This is a genomic window from Tepidanaerobacter acetatoxydans Re1, from assembly GCF_000328765.2.
Taxonomy (GTDB): Bacteria; Bacillota; Thermosediminibacteria; order Thermosediminibacterales; family Tepidanaerobacteraceae; genus Tepidanaerobacter; species Tepidanaerobacter acetatoxydans.
This window is the reverse complement of record NC_019954.2, coordinates 1,647,390-1,666,862: the sequence shown is the minus strand read 5'-3', so window position 1 is coordinate 1,666,862 and position 19,473 is coordinate 1,647,390. Positions and strand designations below refer to the sequence as shown.

The following is a 19,473-nucleotide window of genomic DNA, read 5'->3' as shown; positions in this document are numbered from 1 at the left end:
TAGCCAACAGTTATTTGTGTAAAAAAAAAGATTGACAAAAACTTATATTTGAGATATTCTATATAAAATTTATATTCTAAACCGTTGAGGCGGAGATAACGATGATCATGCTCTTACAGAGAGCTCGCGGCGCTGGAAAGCGAGTAGAAAACAAGTCATCAAATGGACCGTTGAGGGTGCAGTCAAAGGCGAAAGCTGAGTATTCTGCAACGTGTGGGCATACGTAAGTTGCCGGGGATATGTTAGTATCCTGCTGAGTGCACGGTTGTAATATGCCGTGAATCAAGGTGGCACCACGAGTGTAAAGCCCGTCCTTGACTTAAATGTCAGGGATGGGCTTTTTTGCTTGTCCCTGATTCCAAGCTCAAACTATTTAAAGAAAGGTGTGTTCATAATATGTTACAACCGAGCCTCTTGGAAGCGCAAAAAATTGCTGAAACAGGAGCCTATAAAGTAATCCCTGTCAGCTGTGAATTCTGCTTTGATGGCAGCAGTCCGGTTGAGGTATTGCGCAGGCTAAAAAATGTCAGTAAACGCTGCTATATACTGGAGTCTGCTGAGGGTAGTCAGAAATTAGGTAGATATACGTTTCTTGGATTTGACCCTGTGCTGGAATTAACCTGCACTGATAAAAAAGTGACAATTCATACAGGTTCTTTTGTTATGTCAGAGTCAACAGTACATCCAGCGCAGGTTATTCGCAAGATACTGGAAGATAATCACAGCCCGCGTTTCGATTATCTTCCTCCTTTTACCGGTGGGTTTGTAGGCTACTTTTCTTATGATTACATCAGATATATCGAACCATCTCTTGTTTTAGATGCTAAAGACGAGGAGCACTTCAGAGACGTGGACCTGATGCTTTTTGATAAGGTGATTGTTTTTGATAATTTCCGTCAAAAAATAATTCTAATCGTAAATGTAGGGTGTGATGATATTGAAACAGAATATGAGCGGGGTAAGATGGAATTAGAAAATCTTCGCGAACTTATTTTGCGCGGTTCGCCTCTATATGAATTGCCAGGCAGGATGATGTCGCCAATCTGTGGGCTGTTTAATAAAGCGAAGTACTGCAAGATGGTGGCAAGGGCAAAAGAATATATATATAACGGGGATGTGTTTCAAGTAGTAATATCAAATCGATTTGATGCAGATTTTGATGGAAGTCTCCTGGATACTTACGGCGTTCTTCGCAAGACGAATCCATCACCATATATGTTTTATATTTCCGGCGATGATGTTGAGATTGTCGGTGCTTCGCCGGAGACACTTGTAACATTAGAAAACGGTGCTTTACACACTTTTCCACTGGCCGGAACCCGACCACGCGGTAAAACGGATAGAGCGGATAAACAACTTGAAGCCGAGCTTTTGGCAGATGAAAAAGAACGCGCCGAACACAATATGCTGGTCGACCTTGGGCGAAATGACATAGGAAAGATAAGTGAGTTTGGCAGCGTAAAGGTTAAAAAATATATGAGCATAGAACGTTTTTCTCATGTTATGCATATAGGTTCCGATATTTGCGGAATTATTAGAAAAGATCGAGATGCAATAGATGCGATTGAAGCGGTGCTTCCTGCCGGAACACTTTGCGGTACTCCAAAAATCAATGCATGCAAAATTATTAATGAATTGGAAAATATTAAACGCGGTATATATGGTGGTGCCATTGGGTATATAGATTTTACAGGTAACATGGATGTCTGCATTGCGATTCGTATTGCCGTTAAAAAAAATGATAAAGTATTCATTCAATCAGGTGCGGGTATTGTAGCAGACAGCATACCGGAAAACGAATACCAAGAATGTATCAATAAGGCCAAAGCGGTTGTAGAGGCACTTGAAACCGCACAGGAGGGAATCAGTTTATGATATTAATAATTGATAACCACGACAGTTTTTCTTATAACCTTTATCAACTGGTCGGAACGATAAACAAAGGGACTAGAGTCGCCTGCAAGGATGAGTTAACCATTGATGAGATTAAAAGCTTGCGACCTTCACATATTATTATCTCGTCAGGTCCGGGCTATCCAAAAGATGCAGGTATATGTAATGATGTTGTGGCAGAGCTCGGAAGAGAAATCCCGCTGTTAGGAGTAGGTCTCGGGCATCAGATTATCTGCAGGGTATTTGGTGCAACGATTTCTCATGCGAAACGGCTGATGCATGGCAAACAGTCTGAAGTAGTCATAGATAATACTTGCTTGCTCTTTCAAAATGTGCCGTATCGAATTAAAGTAGCTCTATATAATTCTCTAACAGCGGTGCAAGATAACTTTCCAGAAAGCCTAAAAGTTATATCCGAAACCGATGATGGCGAAATCATGGCTGTTAAGCACGATAAATATCCCATTTATGGCGTCCAATTTCATCCGGAATCTATTTTGACACCGGACGGGAAACACATCATTCAAAATTTTCTCAGTATGACGAAAGGAGCCTTGCTATGATTAAGGAAGCAACAGTAAAATTAATTGATAATGAAAACCTGACTTATGAAGAAGCTATGGCTGTCATGGGAGAAATCATGAACGGCGAGACTTCTCAGGTCCAGATGGCAGCATTTCTTGCTGCCCTGTCCGCTAAGGGGGAGACAATTGAAGAAATTACTGCATGTGCTGCAGGAATGCGTGCATATGCCATGCCGGTTTCATGTGATTTTGATTTACTTGATATTGTTGGAACAGGAGGTGATGATGCAAAATCCTTCAATATTTCGACAACGGCAGCCATTGTCATAGCATCCGGTGATGTGAAGGTGGCTAAACATGGCAATCGTGCGGCATCTTCAAAAAGTGGAGCGGCAGACTGCCTTGAAGCACTGGGCGTAAAAATATGCCTTTCACCTGAAAAATGTGTGGAACTGTTGGAAACTATTGGTATTTGTTTCTTTTTTGCACAGAGTTACCATACTTCTATGAAATATGTGGGACCGGTACGAAAAGAGCTGGGTATACGCACTATATTCAATATTCTTGGACCGCTTACAAACCCTGCTTCAGCTAATATGCAGGTACTTGGTGTGTATAATGAATCACTGGTTGAACCACTTGCTCATGTGCTGTCAAACCTTGGTGTAAAGCGAGGTATGGTAGTTTATGGTCAAGATAAGCTAGATGAAATTTCTATATCGGCACCGACAACTGTCTGTGAATTTACCGAAAAAAATTTTAACAAATATGTTATCGAACCAGAGGATTTTGGTTTTAAACGTAGCAATAAGAATGAGTTGACAGGCGGAATGCCGAGAGAAAACGCTAAAATCACACTTGAAATTTTAAGTGGTGCCAAAGGACCCAAACGGGAAGCAGTGCTTTTAAATGCCGGCGCGGGCCTATATATTGCAGGGAAAACGGATTCACATGCAAAAGGCGTAATTCTTGCTGAAGAACTTATCGAAAGCGGAAAGGCAAAGGCAAAGCTTGATCAATTTATTGAACAATCAAATAGATAGGAGTGTCGACGTGATTTTAGATGAGCTTGCAGCGTATGCCAAAAAACGAGTGAAGCGAGCAAAAGAAACAGTCTGTTTAGAGGAAATGCGCGAAAAAGCGATGAGCTTACCAAGAGGGGACTTTTACTTTCGGCATGTTTTGGAAAGTCCAGGTATGTCTTTTATTTGTGAAATAAAAAAAGCATCTCCTAGTAAAGGAATCATTTCGGAGGATTTTCCTTACCGCAAGATTGTCAAGGAATACGAGGCGGCAGGTGCGGATTGTATTTCATGTCTTACAGAACCTAAATGGTTTATGGGCTCGGACGAAATATTTTGCCAGATACGTTCTGATACTTACCTCCCTATGCTTCGCAAAGACTTTACCATAGATGAGTATCAACTATATGAGGCAAAGTGCATGGGTGCAGATGCGATTCTTCTAATTTGTGCACTGCTGAATACGTCAGCAATGGCGAATTTTCTTGATATATGCGAGGAAATGGGAATTTGCGCCCTGGTGGAAGCACATGATGAGAAGGAAATTGAGTCAGCGGTTTCGGCAGGCGCCCGTTTAATTGGTGTTAATAATAGAAATCTGAAAGATTTTACTGTGGATTTGAATAATGCTGCAAGACTGCGAGATAAAGTACCGCCTGAAGCTATATTTGTTGCAGAATCCGGTGTACATTCATCTGCAGATATAGTATTCCTTAAAGCAATAGGTGCTGATGCGGTACTGATTGGCGAGTCTTTGATGAAAGCCAGCGATAAGAAGTCAGTGCTTGAGTCTTTTAGGAGAGCGGCACAATGAGTGACACAAAGATTAAGATATGCGGTCTTTTTCGGTTGTGTGATGCAGAGTATGTCAACTGTGCTATGCCTGATTATGCAGGGTTTGTGTTTTACCCTCAAAGCCGCAGAAATATATCGTTAAAACTGGCATTGGAGCTGCGCAAGGCATTGCACCCGGCAATAGCTACTGTTGGGGTATTTGTAAATGCATCTTACACAGAGATTGTTGAATTATGCTGCCAAAATATTATAAATGTAGTTCAACTGCATGGCAGCGAAAGTAATGAATTTATATCCGGCCTCCGATGCATTCTTCCGGAAAATAAGATTTGGAAGGCATACAGAATTCGCTCGGCAAAGGATTTAGAGGTTGCTAAAACAAGTGCGGCAGACATGGTGCTTTTGGACAACGGGCATGGTTCTGGAAAACGTTTTGACTGGTCACTGATAATGGATTTTTGTCGCCCGTTTATTCTTGCCGGAGGTCTGACACCGGAAAATATTCCGGATGCAATTAAACAATTTAATCCCTACGCACTGGATATTAGTTCAGGAGTAGAATCAGACGGCGTAAAAGATAAAACAAAAATTTATGCGGCAGTTGCTGCAGCTAGGAGAGGTTAAGAGTATGACATTAAATAGTATATGATTGTATCGGTTATCAGCAGATTATCTATCATATATCATAAACTGTAATTTATTAACAAAACATTTATTAAAACAAGACCAGCTATTAAAAGTCAAGAGATAATTTAATTTATTTTGCCTTTGTGATTATAAAATTTCTGTCAGAACCCGTCAAGGGAAAAAGCATCCCTTGACAGAACCTGCCATAAATACTTATGTAAAATTAGGCAAAACAAATAAACCTAAATATAGAATAAAAAATTTAGGTTGTAAAAGCAGGTTAGTTTTTACCAATCCTATTTAATATCAGGCACATAGGGTTTGTTATCACGAAGGACTGCAAAGATAATATTACACATCTTTCTAGCGACAGCCCCAATGGCAGTTAAATGATGTTTCCCTCTTGCCCTAAGTGATTGATAATAGACTGACAGAGCTGGGTCTTTGAAGGCTGCAACAGTAGCAGCTAACCAAATTGCCCTACGAAGATATGGAGAACCACGTTTAGAAATTTTAGTCTGTGTCCCCACAAAATCACCAGATTGTTTTACGGCTACATCAAGACCTGCATAGGCAACAAGTTGGGGTGCAGCTTCAAAACGGGAAATATCACCAATTTCTCCGATAATAATAGCACCAAGAACATCACCAATACCTGTAATAGTAGTAATAACTGAATTGGTTTGGTGAAGGAGTGTAGAAATTTCAGTTTCAAGTTCTTTTAGCTGTTCTTCGATAAAATTAATTTGGGCAATAATTTGCTTAATTTGAAATGCAAATGCATCTTTTGCAAAGTTAATACCAAAAGTATTAGTAGCAGACTCTTGAATTTCAGAAGCTTTTGAAATACCAAAACGTCCTCTACTAGCTTCGGATAGAAGTTTGGAAAGAGTCCCTGTATCTATGGATAACATATCCTCTGGAGTAGGATATTTAGAGAGCAGCTCCCTAGAAGTTACTCCAAAGGTATCAGAAAAAAGCTTAGAGTATTCAGGGAAAACTTGATCCAAAAGAGCAATACACTTGCGTTTCCAATCAGAGCATTCATCTACTAAAGCGAGACGGTATCTGGATAATTGGCGTAAGGCCATAACATCTTCATCAGCTAAAGAAGTAGTGGAAAATTCACCGAAACGCATAATTTGAGCAATGATAAAGGAATCCTTAGAGTCGTTCTTAGTTTGCCTAATATACATCTTTCTAAATGCATCTGATTGAATAGGGTTAATAACATTTACAGTAAACCCTAGATCAATTAGATATGAATAAAGGCTAACCCAATAATGACCAGTAGCTTCCATACCAATAACAGTGTTGGAAGTATCAGCTTCAAATCTTTCAAGCAAGGCAATTAATTTATTGCAACCTACTTGAGAATTTGAAAAGGATATACTTTTATCAAGAAGCTTACCATTAGAATCAATAATAGAAGCTTCGTGGTTTTGTTTAGCAATATCAATACCAACATAAAACATAAAATCACCAGCTTTTAATATATTTACAGATAAAGTCTAGGACCTCTCTACTTTACATGATGCAACCTCGTTAGATATTCAGTAACTTTTGTACTATCCAGCTCATTCGCATATGGATGTAAAGAAGAGGCGTAACCCTTGAAAAGGAAGACTAGGCTTCAAGGAGGAAAACTACGACCTCTATCTGTACAATTATTATCTCACAAGAATAGTGAGATAGAAAAGAAATATAGTTTTTAAACTATGACTTTATTATACGAGGAGGAAACTATGTCAAAAGGGAGATTTGGAAGTCATGGCGGGCAGTATATACCGGAAACATTAATGAATGCCGTAATTGAACTGGAAGAAGCATACAATTACTATAAAGATGATTCGCAATTTAATGCTGAACTTGCGGATTTATTTAAAGACTATGCCGGAAGGCCATCCCTGCTTTATTTTGCTGGGAAGATGACGGAGGACTTAGGTGGTGCAAAAGTCTATCTTAAGCGTGAAGACTTGAATCATACCGGTGCGCATAAAATAAATAATGTGTTGGGCCAGGCGCTTTTAGCAAAAAAAATGGGAAAGACTCGTGTGATTGCTGAAACCGGAGCCGGCCAACATGGAGTTGCAACTGCTACAGCAGCAGCGCTTATGGGTATGGAATGTGAAATTTTTATGGGAAAAGAAGATACTAGGCGCCAAGCTCTAAACGTCTACAAGATGAGACTTCTCGGCGCGAAGGTACATCCGGTTACCTCAGGTACCGCTACGTTAAAGGACGCAGTGTCGGAAACAATGCGTGAATGGACGAACCGCATTGCCGATACACATTATATCTTAGGTTCAGTTATGGGTCCTCATCCATTTCCAACTATTGTTAGGGATTTCCAATCAGTAATATCAAAAGAGATTAAAGGACAGTTGTTGGAAAAAGAAGGCCGTCTTCCGGATGCGGTTCTTGCATGTGTAGGCGGCGGTTCTAATGCAATTGGTGCATTCTATCATTTTATTAATGACAAATCGGTAGAGCTGATCGGCTGTGAGGCAGCCGGCAGAGGTGTTGATACTTTTGAAACGGCGGCAACCATTGCCACTGGAAAACCGGGAATCTTTCATGGCATGAAATCATACTTTTGTCAAGACCAATATGGGCAAATTGCACCGGTTTACTCTATTTCCGCCGGTCTTGATTATCCTGGAATCGGGCCGGAGCATGCTTATCTATATGATTCCGGCAGGGCACATTATGTAGCAATAACTGATGAGGAGGCGGTTGATGCCTTTGAATATCTTTCACGCACAGAAGGCATTATTCCGGCGATTGAGAGTGCTCATGCCGTGGCATATGGTATGAAGCTGGCACCTAAGATGGGTAAAGACAAAATTATAGTAATTAACATCTCCGGGCGGGGCGACAAAGACTGTGCTGCTATTGCCCGCTACAGAGGGGAGAATTTATCAGAATGAGTAATATAAAAAGTGCATTTGACCACGGGAAGGCGTTTGTTGCATTTTTAACCTGTGGTGATCCGGATTTAGATACCACAGAAAAGCTAGTAAGAGCCATTGCCGATGCCGGCGCGGATCTTATTGAACTTGGGATTCCATTTTCCGATCCAACGGCCGAAGGACCAATCATTCAAGCTGCAAACCTGCGAGCGCTTACCGGTGGCGTAACGACAGATGATATATTTGAGATGGTTTATAAAGTCAGAAAAACTGTTAAAATCCCTATGGTGTTTATGACATATGCCAATGTGGTATTTTCATATGGAACGGAGCGCTTTATGAGAACGGCTGCCGAGGCTGGTATGGACGGATTGATACTTCCCGATGTGCCCTTCGAGGAGAAAGAGGATTTTGCACCTGCCTGTAGAATGTATGGATTAGAGCTTATTTCCCTTATCGCACCTACGTCAAACCAACGCATTTTGATGATTGCAAAAGAAGCGGAAGGCTTTGTTTACTGTATATCCTCTTTGGGAGTTACAGGAATAAGAAATGAGATTAATTCTGATGTAGATAATATGGTAAAACTTGTCCGAGAGTCCACTAATATCCCTACAGCAATTGGGTTCGGAATCTCAACTCCTGCTCAAGCAACGAAAATGGCTCAAATAGCTGATGGTATAATTGTAGGTTCAGCTATTGTCAAGATTATAGGAGAGTATGGGAGGGATGCCGTAATCCCGGTCTCGGATTATGTAAAGGCAATGAAAGAAGCGATAAGCTGATTCGATTATTAATTGATCAGAATTTGCAGGTATGACATTTGTATTTATGAACACAACATACTTGATTAGTATGTTAGGGTAAAATGTAAGAAATGAGGTTTGCCTAAAAAGCCCTTTACAAATTTAAAGATTAGAGGTGAACTGTTTGGACCAACGTACTTTTACAGCATTAATAATTTCTATTGCAGCTGGTATGTCAACATTATTAGGGGCGATTTTAATATTTTTTACAAAATCTAAAAGTGAAAAGATAGTATCGTGTTCATTAGGATTTGCGGCGGGAGTGATGATATCAGTATCATTTTCCGATTTACTGCCGCAAGCTCAGCAGGCTATCGGGATTTATACCGGAGAAAACCGAGCAATAATCTTTTCAGTTATATTTATGGCATTAGGCCTATCAGCGGCTTTGGTAATTGATTATTTTGTGCCACATGAAGAATTTGATACTGAAAAAAATGATAAGCCACATCAAAATCTTTATCGAGTTGGTTTTGTATCAATGCTGGCAATGATGCTGCATAATTTCCCCGAGGGAATAGCAACTTTTATGGCTGGCTATAATGATCCTACTTTGGGAGCATCAATAGGTTTTGCAATTGCCTTTCACAATATACCTGAGGGTATCTCGGTAGCTATGCCGATATATTTTGCAACACAGAGCAAAATAACTGCTTTAAAATACACCTTTTTATCAGGTGTTGCAGAGCCTATTGGTGCAATTTTAGCCTTTCTTGTGTTAAGACCGTTTATTAATGAGTTTTTGCTAGGAGCAATATTTGCGGCAGTAGCAGGTATCATGATTTATATAAGTTTCGAGGAGCTTATTCCAACATCTCGGCAGTATGGTTACAGCAGACTGGCTCTTTTATCATCTTTTGCAGGTATTTGCATAATGCCCTTAAGTGGTGCTATTTTTATATAAATTTAACTTTGATTTCAGCGCAGAAACCTTCATTTTAACTTGCATTTAGCGGCGCTTGCCATTTTGCAACAATCCTCTTGAAATCTTTTAAAAGATATGCTAAGATAATAAGCACATGCAAGCCGAAGTGGTGGAACTGGCAGACGCGCTGGACTCAAAATCCAGTGGTAGCAATACCATGCGGGTTCGATTCCCGCCTTCGGCACCAGATATGACAATGATTACAGAGTTTTGGAATGAAAATCCAAAGCTCTGTTTTTTTAGTTTTGACCATCAAAAACATATTATATATAAAAACCCAGATATCATTTTTCGATATATTATCCAATATTTTTGCTGCTATAGTATCTGTATATTTAGTTATTTATTAATAAATGTTATGCTCTCGATGAAGGCTGTTTTTCATAAAAAACTTCTTGATTTTTGTATTAAACGATGGTACTCTATATATCATAGACATGCATTCGCAAGACGCGTACAAGAGGGGAGGTTAGATTAGCTGTAAAAACAGTATTCTTTGCTTGAATATGAATGCTATTATAAAGGGGGAAGGTAATTGAGGTTAAAACGAATGGGGAAACTATTTGTTGTGTCTGTAATTCTTTTGTTAACGATGTCACTTGTGTTGTCGGGCTGTGGCAGTAAACCTGCTGAAACGGAAAAGAAAGCTGAGGATGCTGAACAAAAAGCCGCAGACGAAGATGTTATCAGAATTGGCGTTTATGAACCCATGACAGGGGCTAGTGCTGCTGGTGGCCAGATGACAGTAGAAGGTATTGAGTTGGCAAAGGAAATGTATCCAGAAGTGCTTGGTAAAGAAATCAAGCTGTTTATTGTAGATAACAAGACAGATAAAACTGAATCTGCTAATGCCGTTGCGCGCTTGATTGAAAAAGATAAAGTCTGTGTAATAATCGGTTCCTACGGCAGTTCAAATTCAATGGCTGGAGGACAAGTTGCTAAAGAGAAAAAAGTCCCGGCAATTGGATGTTCACCAACAAATCCTCTTGTTACCCTTGACAATGACTATTATTTTAGGGTGTGTTTCATAGATCCATTTCAGGGTAAAGTAATGGCAAAATACGCATTCAATACACTAAAAGCCAAAAAGGCCGCCATAATAATGGACATGGCAAATGATTACTCGGTAGGTCTTTCTAATTTCTTCAGAGAGGCTTTTATAGAGCTAACCGGAGATAAAGATGCCATTGTTGCTGAAACGAAATATAAGACAAATGACCAGGATTTCTCGGCACAGCTGACTGCAATAAAAGATTTAAAACCTGATGTAATTTTTGCTCCTGGTAATTATGGTGAATCCGCTTTGCTTATAAAACAGGCAAGAGACTTGGGAATTACTGCACCATTTCTTGGCGGAGATACCTATGAAGCACCGGAATTTATAGATATAGGCGGCAAAGAAGTTGAGGGAGTATCGTTTAGTACCCACTATACAGCTGAAGCTCCAGTTACCGAGGTTTCAAAAGAATTTTTAGATGCCTTTGAGAAAAAATATGGTCAACCTCCCAGTGCTTTTGCAGCTTTAGGTTTTGATGCCTATCTCGTAGCCAGAGAAGCAATTGAAAAGGCCGGTTCTGCAGATCCGCAGGCTATAAGGGATGAAATTGCTAAAATTCAAAACTTTGAAGGTGCAACCGGTATAATTTCCCTTGATGAAAATGGAGATGCCAATAAAAGCGCAGTGATAAAACAGGTAAAAGATGGTAAGTTTGTTTACATTGAAACAGTTCAGCCCGATTAAACGTAAGATTTTTTAAAATCAAACTCGGCAAACCTTTATACAATAAAATAAAATAGCTCTGCCCGGGATATCCCGGGCAGATTCATGAAACTGGAGGTTTTTCATATGACAGCGGGACTTTTTTTCCAGCATCTTGTCAATGGTATTTCTCTTGGAAGCCTCTACGCCCTTATCGCCATAGGATATACTATGGTATATGGAATTGTAAGACTTATAAACTTCGCTCATGGTGATATAATCATGCTGGCGGCATATTTTGTATTTTTTGGCGTAGGGATGTTTTCACTTCCGTGGTGGCTTGCAGTCATAGTTTCTATTGCACTTACAGTATTGGTCGGCATAGTCATAGAAAAGGCCGCGTATAAGCCATTAAGAGAGGCACCGAGAATTTCTGTATTAATTTCAGCTATCGGGGTTTCGTTTTTTTTAGAAAACATGGGTTTGGTAGTGTTTGGAGGCCGCGCAAAAGCATTTTACGTACCACCTATTTTTAAAGGTGTTATCAACATATCAGGTGTTTCAATCACAAGTCTTGGCATAATTATACCTATAATTTCTGCAATCTTATTGTTCGGTATGGTGTATATTGTCAACCATACCGTAACCGGAATGGCAATGAGAGCATGTTCCAAAGACATGGATACTGCCAAGCTCATGGGCATAGATGTGGATGCAATAATATCATTCACGTTTGGAATCGGTTCTGCCTTGGCAGCGGTAGGCGGCATCATGTGGGCGTTAAAATATCCTCAGATTCATCCGCTCATAGGTATTATGCCCGGACTCAAGTGCTTCATTGCTGCAGTTGTAGGCGGTATCGGAAATATTCCGGGAGCTATGCTTGGGGGATTCCTTTTGGGTCTTGGAGAAATCTTGCTTGTAGCTTTTTTGCCTGGTCTTTCGGGATATAGGGATGCATTTGCATTCATTATTTTGATAGTAATTCTGCTGTTTAAGCCCACCGGTATCTTGGGTGAGAAAGTGGCAGAGAAGGTGTAGGTGAAAAATATGGCTAAAAAATATCGAAATGCTATTTTAACCACTGTTCTGATAGCAGCTTTTTTTATTTTTTTATCTTGGACTAAAACCCATTTGGATGCCTATGTGATGAGAATATTTAATCTTTGTGCGATAAATAGCATTCTTGCACTGAGTTTAAATCTAACTAATGGATTTACAGGCCTTTTCTCTTTAGGTACAGCCGGATTTATGGCTATCGGGGCATATACCAGTGCTCTTTTGACAATGCCTCCGGGTATAAAAACCATGAATTTTTTCATGCAGCCTATAAACCCAATGCTGTTAAATATCAATGTCCACTTTTTCTTTGCGCTGCTCATAGCCGGTATTTTGTCGGCCTTAGTTGGGTTTCTGATTGGTGCACCGGTATTAAAGCTGAAGGGTGATTATCTGGCTATTGCGACATTGGGTTTTGGAGAAATAATCTCAGTTGTATTTACAAATACCCAGACGATTACTAATGGTGCCCTGGGTTTAAAAGGAATACCTCAATATACCGACCAATATTGGAGTTGGGGTGTAGCTATTGTAATTATTTTAGGATTAAAATCATTAGTAAATTCCAGCTATGGTAGAGCCTTTAAAGCCATACGTGAAGATGAAATAGCTGCACAGGCTATGGGTATTAATCTTTTTAATCATAAGACACTATCATTTACTATAAGCGCATTTATAGCAGGTATTGGCGGCGCTCTCCTTGCAAATCTGAATTCCACAATAGATCCTACCATGTTTAGATTTTTCTTCACATATCAGATTTTATTGATGGTTGTTCTTGGCGGTATGGGGAGTATTACGGGATCAGTTATTTCGGCATGCATAATAACGGTTCTGATGGAATTGCTTCGAGTAGTAGAATCACCCATGGATTTAGGATTTATAAGCTTACCCGGAATTTCCGGAATGAGGATGGTGGTTTTTGCTATTCTTTTGATTCTGGTAGTATTGTTTCTGAGGCATGGGATCATGGGTGAGAATGAAATATCATGGGATATGCTGCTGGGAAAGGAGAGCGGTCATCGTGGCAATTTTGGAAGTCAATAAAATAACCATTAAATTCGGAGGTTTAACCGCAGTTTCTAATTTTTCATTAAATCTAAAAGAGGGTGAAATAGTAGGCTTAATTGGTCCAAACGGTGCAGGCAAGACTACCGCCTTCAACGCCATAACCGGAATATATGTTCCTACATCCGGAAGTATAATGTTTCAAGGAAACGATATTACTAGACTTTTACCGGATAAAATAACAAAACTCGGAGTGGCAAGGACGTTTCAAAATATACGACTTTTTGAAAACATGTCTGTTTTTGAAAATGTTCTGGTAGGCCATCATCTTAGAATAAAATCGAGTTTTATTGATGCAACCTTTCGAACACCTAAATATAATAGAGAAGAAAAAATGATGAGAGATCAGACACTTGAACTGCTGGAAAAAGTAAATCTCACGGAATACCTTAATGAAAAGGCAAGTTCGTTGCCATATGGTCAACAAAGACATTTGGAAATAGCACGGGCTCTTGCAACCCGCCCCAAACTTCTTTTGCTGGATGAACCGGCTGCCGGAATGAATCCCAAGGAATCGGAAGAGTTAATGGAGTTTTTGAAACAAATCCGGGATAAATTTAACTTGACAATTTTGCTTATTGAACATCATATGCAAGTAGTTATGGGGATTTGTGAAAGAATTCTAGTACTTGATCATGGAATAACCATAGCTGAAGGCACGCCTGATGAAGTTCAAAACAATCAGAAGGTTATAGAAGCATATCTGGGGGTGGAGTTGGATGCTTGAAGTAAAAAATCTGAATGTAAGATACGGTGGTATTCATGCGGTAAGAGGCATCGATTTTAATGTTCCTGAAGGAAGTATCGTAACACTTATAGGTGCAAATGGTGCCGGTAAGAGCTCCTCTCTTAGAGCAATATGCAATCTAGTTAAGAAAACCGGCAATGTAGCATTTATGGGTCAAGACATTTCCAAAATACCTACAAAAGATATTGTAAAGATGGGAATAACCATGGTTCCCGAAGGCAGAAGGGTATTTAGTGATTTGACAATATATGAAAATCTGATTTTGGGTGCTTATACAAGAAAAGATAAAGAAAACGTAAAAAAAGACATGGAATGGGTCTATTCAATTTTCCCGCGGCTCAAAGAAAGGGAAACTCAGATGGCAGGTACACTTTCAGGTGGTGAGCAGCAGATGCTGGCCTTGGGCAGGGCTTTAATGTCAAGGCCAAAGCTTTTAATGTTGGATGAACCGTCATTGGGGCTTGCACCAATACTTGTAAAGGATGTTTTTTCAGTAATAAAAAAGATTCATGATGATGGGGTAACCATTCTTTTAATCGAACAAAATGCCCGTATGGCTTTAAAAATAGCAGATTATGCTTATGTCCTTGAAACCGGAACAATAACACTTACCGGAACCGGAGAAGAACTTCTTCAAAATGACAAGGTATTGAAGGCTTATTTAGGTGGGGTTTAATTACCGAAAAATTCAAGATTTACCTGAATCGAGAGATTAGGAAGAATTCTAAATAATTTTCTCGTAAGCTGTGACAATATAAATTCTTTGAAGGAATTTTAAATACTAGAGTCGAATATCTAGAAGAATAAAGTGAGGGGAGGGCATATTACAAATTGAGTGCAGAAAAAGACCTCGTACGCCGGGCTAAGAGAGGCGATATTTCAGCTTTTGAAGACCTAATTTCCGGGTATGAGAAGAAGGTATACAATACTGCTTATCGATTTTTTAATAACGCAGAAGATGCTATGGATGTAAGTCAGGAGATTTTCATAAAAATATTTACCTCCCTTCGTAGATTCAGGGAAGATTCAAGTTTCTCAACATGGCTGTATCGTATTGCGGTAAATACGTGCATAGATTTTTTAAGGAAAAAGAGAGAGGATGTTTTTCCTATAAAAGAGGAAATAGCCATGGATGATAAAATAAAGTTAGGATTTCAAACTGAATTGCCGGAAGAATTTGTGGAAAAGCAAGAGACTAAGCAAGCCATTATGAAAGCAATAAGCACCTTACCGGAAGAACAGCGAATATGTATTATATTAAGGGATGTCCAAGGCTTCAGCTATACTGAAATCAGCGATATACTATCATGCTCCCTCGGTACAGTAAAATCAAGATTATTCAGGGGCCGCCGGGCTTTAAAAGAAAACCTTAAAGATCCGGAACTTTTTTTTAGCAAATGACGTCTAAATTTTATAAAAAGGGGGGAAGCAACGTGGCATGCAAAATTTACGAAGATTTGATTGATAAATATGTAGAAGGCCTGGTAACTGCTGAAGAAAAGAATATTTTAGAAGAACATATAAAAGTCTGCTCTGATTGCCGGCAAGAAGTAAAAGAACTTCAACAAATAATAAAAGCAGCCGGTTCTTTGGAACAAGTTGAGTTGCCACCAAATTTTGCACCCAACCTAATGGAAAAAATTAACAGCATTGCTTCCGAGCAAAGACCGGTTGATAAATCATCGCGTTTTATACGATTTTTAAGAAGTATTCCCGCATTTATATCAAATTCATATTATTATAACAAGAAGGCATTTACTGCGGTGATGAGCGTACTTATCATCGGTGTATTTGTGGTTACTTTATCCAAAATGGGAATTCTTAGTATGAATTATACTAAAAACAGTATAAAGGATGAAGCACCGCAGATTTCAGCACCTGCTGCCGAACCTTATGAGATGAGGAGCGGTGAGGCTCAGGTCGAAAATGAAAGTTTTGATGGAGCCCAAGATGTGAACACATCAGGGCGGAGTTTGAAGACATTTGCCGCTAAGGAAAGAGAACAAAAAATCATTAAAAATGCCGACATATCTATATATGTAGAGAATTTTGATGAAAAAGTCGATAAAATTATAAATTTTGTCGATGAATTAGGAGGCTATATAGAAAGCAGCCAAATAGACGGTTCAGTATCCGCCGACTCATCCCGGAGAGCTTATATTACTATAAGAATACCTCAAGCGGAACTAACAAAAGCTTTAGATATGTTCAAAGCTATGGGAAAAGTCAGCAGCCAGCACATAGGCGGAGAGAACATTACCGAGGCATATTATGATACAGCCGCAAGAGTTCGTAATCTTGAGCAGCAAGAACAAAGGCTTCTTGAAATATTGCAAATGGCAAAAAGTGTCGACGAAGTATTAAAAATAGAAAATGAACTCAATCGTGTAAGAACAGATATTGATACACTGACGGGTCAACTTGTTGCGTGGGATAAGATGGTGGAAATGTCTCTTGTAAATTTAAATTTAATTGAACAGGAACCTTCGAAAGAAAAACTTGGCACATTAAATTTACAGGAATTGTTTCGAAGAGCGAAGCAAGGTTTTATCATAGCGATAAACTTTTTATTAAATATATTGGTATCTTTAGCGGAAGTTGTTGGGGCCTTGCTGCCCATAGCAATTGCAGCAGGTGTTTTGTTTAAATGCATTTACTCGATTATTAAAAGATTTACTAGTCGAAAAAAGAAAGGCTAGCCTTAAATCCCTAAAGATATAGGGATTTTTTTGTTTCCTTGCAGGTTTTTAATAATTTTTGGTGAAATAATAGTAGTAAAATAGGAGTTGAGTAGTATGAAGAAAATGCTATTGATTGACGGAAATAGTTTACTTCACAGAGCTTTTCATGCACTACCGCCCCTGAGAACGTCCAAGGGTGTGCATACTAATGCGGTATATGGTTTTCTTAATATGTTATTTAGAATCTTACAAGAAGAAAATCCGGATTATGTAACGGTAGCTTTTGATAAAAAAGGTCCAACATTCAGACATGACGAATATGCGGCTTATAAAGCTACAAGGCCTAAGACTCCTGATGAGTTAATAGGGCAGTTTGACATTTTGAAAGAAATACTAAAAGCACTTAACATTAATTTTATTGAAGCAGATGGTTTCGAGGCAGATGATATATTGGGGACAATTTCAAAAAAAGGAGAGCAGGAAGGTATTTTTTCCATAATTGTAACTGGCGATAAGGATGCTTTGCAGTTAGTTTCTTCAAATACCAATGTTCTACTTACGAAAAAAGGCATTTCCGAAATGGAAACCTATGACACGGAAAAGGTAAAATCAAGGTATGGCATACGCCCGGAAGCTGTAGCCGATATGAAGGGTTTGATGGGAGATAAATCCGACAATATACCTGGAGTGCCGGGAGTAGGTGAAAAAACTGCTGCAAAGTTGATTCAGGAATTTAAAACATTAGATAATGTTTTAAAGAATACTGATAAGCTAAAAGGTAAGGTCAGAGAAAATTTAGAAAAATATGCCGAACAAGCTGAAGCGAGTAAATACCTAGCTACAATTGTTAGAGATGTCCCTTTGGAATTCAACCCTGACGATATTGTTTACTGTGAACCGGATTATGATAAATTGATAAACTTATTTAGGGATCTGGAGTTTTACAGTTTAATTGACAGGGTCAAAATACCTGCAAATTCTATAGATACGAAAGAGTTTGATACTGAGACGACGCAAAATATTGAAGACAATAATGCACTGCAGAAATTAGTGAAAAAAATTAACTCCTCAAAAAATATTGCGGTTCTTGTCGATGCTGAAAAAAAAGACTTGGTATCATATGCAACAGATGGTATATATATTTCAGTGGAAAATAAGTGTTATTTCATTAGTCATAAATTATTGAAAGAAAATAGCAGTATTTCATTTTTAAAGCAAATTTTAGAAGATACTGCTATATATAAAATCACTCATGACGGTAAATTTACAAGAAATGTTTTGAGACAGTTAGGCATAGATTTCAGGTGCCAGTTTGACACTATGTTAGCTGCCTACCTTTTGGAATCATCAAAACCTCGTTATGATATACCGATACTTGTTATGGAATATTTAGGAAAGACGATGTCGGATATTCCCAGTTTTGATGAAAAGACATCATATCTTTTTGAACTCAAGAAAATCATGGATGAGAAAATAAAGGATTGTTTAATGGATAAACTCTTTTATGAGGTTGAAATGCCATTTAGCGTTGTTTTAGCAGATATGGAACATGCAGGAATAAAGGTGGATTTTGCCAAGCTGCAAGAGCTGTCTGAAAGATTTGGCAAAAAACTTGCTGCTTTGACCGAAGAGATATATGATTTAGCTGGTACAGAATTTAATATAAATTCACCTAAACAGCTTGGTGAAATATTATTCGAAAAACTTTCATTGCCTGTTATCAAAAGAACTAAGACAGGCTACTCTACCGATGCTGAAGTTTTAGAAAAATTAAGACCGTCCCATCCTATAATAGAAAAGATTTTAGAATACCGTTTTTTAATGAAGATGAAATCTACTTATGCTGATGGGCTTTCTGCTTTGGTGGATAAAAAGACAGGCAGGATTTATACAAGCTTTAATCAAACGGTGACATCTACAGGGCGTATCAGCAGCACAGAACCAAATCTTCAAAACATACCTGTAAAAACCGAAGAAGGCAAGCATATTCGCGGAGTTTTTACGTCTGACGGGCCCGGTCATGTGCTTTTATCCGGAGATTACTCCCAGATTGAGCTTAGAGTTTTGGCACATATGTCACAAGACCCCGGTTTGATTGAAGCTTTTGTTAGCGGTGAGGACATCCATAGGCGTACAGCCAGTGAGGTTTTTGGCGTGCCACCGGAAGAAGTAACTCCATTGCTAAGAGATAAGGCAAAGGCAGTAAACTTTGGAATAATTTATGGAATAAGTGATTATGGTCTGGCTCAAAACTTAGGAATATCGAACCAAGAAGCAAAGGAATATATAGATGCGTATTTTGCAAGATATCCGGGAGTGAGAGACTATATAAGGGAAACCATAAGGTCGGCCAAAGCCTTAGGATATGTTACCACACTGCTTAATCGCCGCCGCTATATTCCTGACATCAATAGTCGAAATTATCACCTGCGATCCTTTGCAGAACGGACGGCTGTAAATACACCCATTCAAGGCAGTGCTGCCGATATAATCAAAATAGCCATGGTCAAAGTACATGATAATTTAAGACAGAACAATTTAAAGGCCAAGATTCTTTTACAGGTGCATGATGAACTTATTTTAGATGTGCCCGAAGAAGAGCTTACTGCTGTTAAAGAGATACTAAAGCAGCATATGGAAAATGCTATTCCTTTAAGGGTACCACTTGTAGTGGATTTTAAACAGGGTTATAATTGGGAAGAACTGTAGAAGGA

17 protein-coding genes and 1 tRNA gene are annotated in these 19,473 nt (G+C 38.9%); 17 read left to right on the top strand and 1 reads right to left on the bottom strand.

Features of this window, described 5'->3' with window-relative positions; translation table 11 throughout:
* The first annotated feature begins 396 nt into the window (after nt 1-396).
* From trpE to TEPIRE1_RS08110, 5 genes are read left to right on the top strand one after another with little or no spacing between them, the layout of a single operon-like run.
* Complete coding sequence (gene trpE / locus TEPIRE1_RS08130) at nt 397-1,875, top strand: anthranilate synthase component I (RefSeq protein ID WP_013778689.1); 1,479 nt, start codon at nt 397-399, stop codon at nt 1,873-1,875.
* Nucleotides 1,872-2,456, top strand: a complete 585-nt coding sequence (locus TEPIRE1_RS08125; RefSeq protein ID WP_013778688.1) for an anthranilate synthase component II — start codon at nt 1,872-1,874, stop codon at nt 2,454-2,456. Before trpE ends, TEPIRE1_RS08125 begins: the two co-directional genes overlap by 4 nt.
* The gene (gene trpD, locus TEPIRE1_RS08120) at nt 2,453-3,460 is read left to right on the top strand and encodes an anthranilate phosphoribosyltransferase (RefSeq protein WP_013778687.1); all 1,008 of its coding nucleotides are present in this window, start codon (nt 2,453-2,455) and stop codon (nt 3,458-3,460) included. Before TEPIRE1_RS08125 ends, trpD begins: the two co-directional genes overlap by 4 nt.
* A 10-nt stretch (nt 3,461-3,470) precedes the next feature.
* Complete coding sequence (trpC, locus tag TEPIRE1_RS08115) at nt 3,471-4,253, top strand: indole-3-glycerol phosphate synthase TrpC (RefSeq protein ID WP_013778686.1); 783 nt, start codon at nt 3,471-3,473, stop codon at nt 4,251-4,253.
* Nucleotides 4,250-4,858, top strand: coding sequence for a phosphoribosylanthranilate isomerase (locus TEPIRE1_RS08110; RefSeq protein ID WP_013778685.1), 609 nt, complete (start codon nt 4,250-4,252; stop codon nt 4,856-4,858). Before trpC ends, TEPIRE1_RS08110 begins: the two co-directional genes overlap by 4 nt.
* Nucleotides 4,859-5,157: 299 nt before the next feature.
* Here the strand turns inward: TEPIRE1_RS08110 and TEPIRE1_RS08105 are convergent, their stop codons facing one another.
* A complete protein-coding gene (locus TEPIRE1_RS08105; protein WP_013777234.1) occupies nt 5,158-6,336 on the bottom strand; it encodes an IS110 family RNA-guided transposase in 1,179 nt (392 codons plus the stop codon).
* Nucleotides 6,337-6,606: 270 nt separating this feature from the next.
* Between TEPIRE1_RS08105 and trpB the strand changes: the two genes are divergently transcribed.
* From trpB to polA, 12 genes are all read left to right on the top strand, one after another.
* Nucleotides 6,607-7,791, top strand: a complete 1,185-nt coding sequence (trpB, locus tag TEPIRE1_RS08100) for a tryptophan synthase subunit beta (protein WP_013778684.1) — start codon at nt 6,607-6,609, stop codon at nt 7,789-7,791.
* Nucleotides 7,788-8,558, top strand: a complete 771-nt coding sequence (trpA, locus tag TEPIRE1_RS08095) for a tryptophan synthase subunit alpha (RefSeq protein ID WP_013778683.1) — start codon at nt 7,788-7,790, stop codon at nt 8,556-8,558. The genes trpB and trpA overlap by 4 nt, the downstream gene beginning before the upstream one ends.
* A gap of 145 nt (nt 8,559-8,703) precedes the next feature.
* A complete protein-coding gene (gene zupT / locus TEPIRE1_RS08090; protein WP_013778682.1) occupies nt 8,704-9,483 on the top strand; it encodes a zinc transporter ZupT in 780 nt (259 codons plus the stop codon).
* Nucleotides 9,484-9,604: 121 nt separating this feature from the next.
* Nucleotides 9,605-9,691: transfer RNA gene (locus TEPIRE1_RS08085), tRNA-Leu, on the top strand.
* 363 nt (nt 9,692-10,054) lie between these two features.
* Nucleotides 10,055-11,245: an ABC transporter substrate-binding protein gene (locus TEPIRE1_RS08080; RefSeq protein ID WP_013778681.1), complete on the top strand. Its 1,191-nt coding sequence runs from the start codon at nt 10,055-10,057 to the stop codon at nt 11,243-11,245.
* 105 nt (nt 11,246-11,350) lie between these two features.
* The gene (locus TEPIRE1_RS08075; RefSeq protein ID WP_013778680.1) at nt 11,351-12,244 is read left to right on the top strand and encodes a branched-chain amino acid ABC transporter permease; all 894 of its coding nucleotides are present in this window, start codon (nt 11,351-11,353) and stop codon (nt 12,242-12,244) included.
* A gap of 9 nt (nt 12,245-12,253) precedes the next feature.
* Entirely contained in the window at nt 12,254-13,309 is a 1,056-nt protein-coding gene (locus tag TEPIRE1_RS08070) for a branched-chain amino acid ABC transporter permease (protein WP_048894739.1), read from the top strand.
* Entirely contained in the window at nt 13,287-14,057 is a 771-nt protein-coding gene (locus TEPIRE1_RS08065) for an ABC transporter ATP-binding protein (RefSeq protein ID WP_013778678.1), read from the top strand. The genes TEPIRE1_RS08070 and TEPIRE1_RS08065 overlap by 23 nt, the downstream gene beginning before the upstream one ends.
* Nucleotides 14,050-14,754, top strand: coding sequence for an ABC transporter ATP-binding protein (locus tag TEPIRE1_RS08060; RefSeq protein WP_013778677.1), 705 nt, complete (start codon nt 14,050-14,052; stop codon nt 14,752-14,754). Before TEPIRE1_RS08065 ends, TEPIRE1_RS08060 begins: the two co-directional genes overlap by 8 nt.
* Nucleotides 14,755-14,909: 155 nt before the next feature.
* The gene (locus TEPIRE1_RS08055) at nt 14,910-15,479 is read left to right on the top strand and encodes an RNA polymerase sigma factor (protein ID WP_013778676.1); all 570 of its coding nucleotides are present in this window, start codon (nt 14,910-14,912) and stop codon (nt 15,477-15,479) included.
* Nucleotides 15,480-15,511: 32 nt separating this feature from the next.
* Complete coding sequence (locus TEPIRE1_RS08050) at nt 15,512-16,777, top strand: DUF4349 domain-containing protein (RefSeq protein ID WP_013778675.1); 1,266 nt, start codon at nt 15,512-15,514, stop codon at nt 16,775-16,777.
* 96 nt (nt 16,778-16,873) lie between these two features.
* A complete protein-coding gene (polA, locus tag TEPIRE1_RS08045) occupies nt 16,874-19,468 on the top strand; it encodes a DNA polymerase I (RefSeq protein WP_013778674.1) in 2,595 nt (864 codons plus the stop codon).
* Nucleotides 19,469-19,473: the final 5 nt, after the last annotated feature.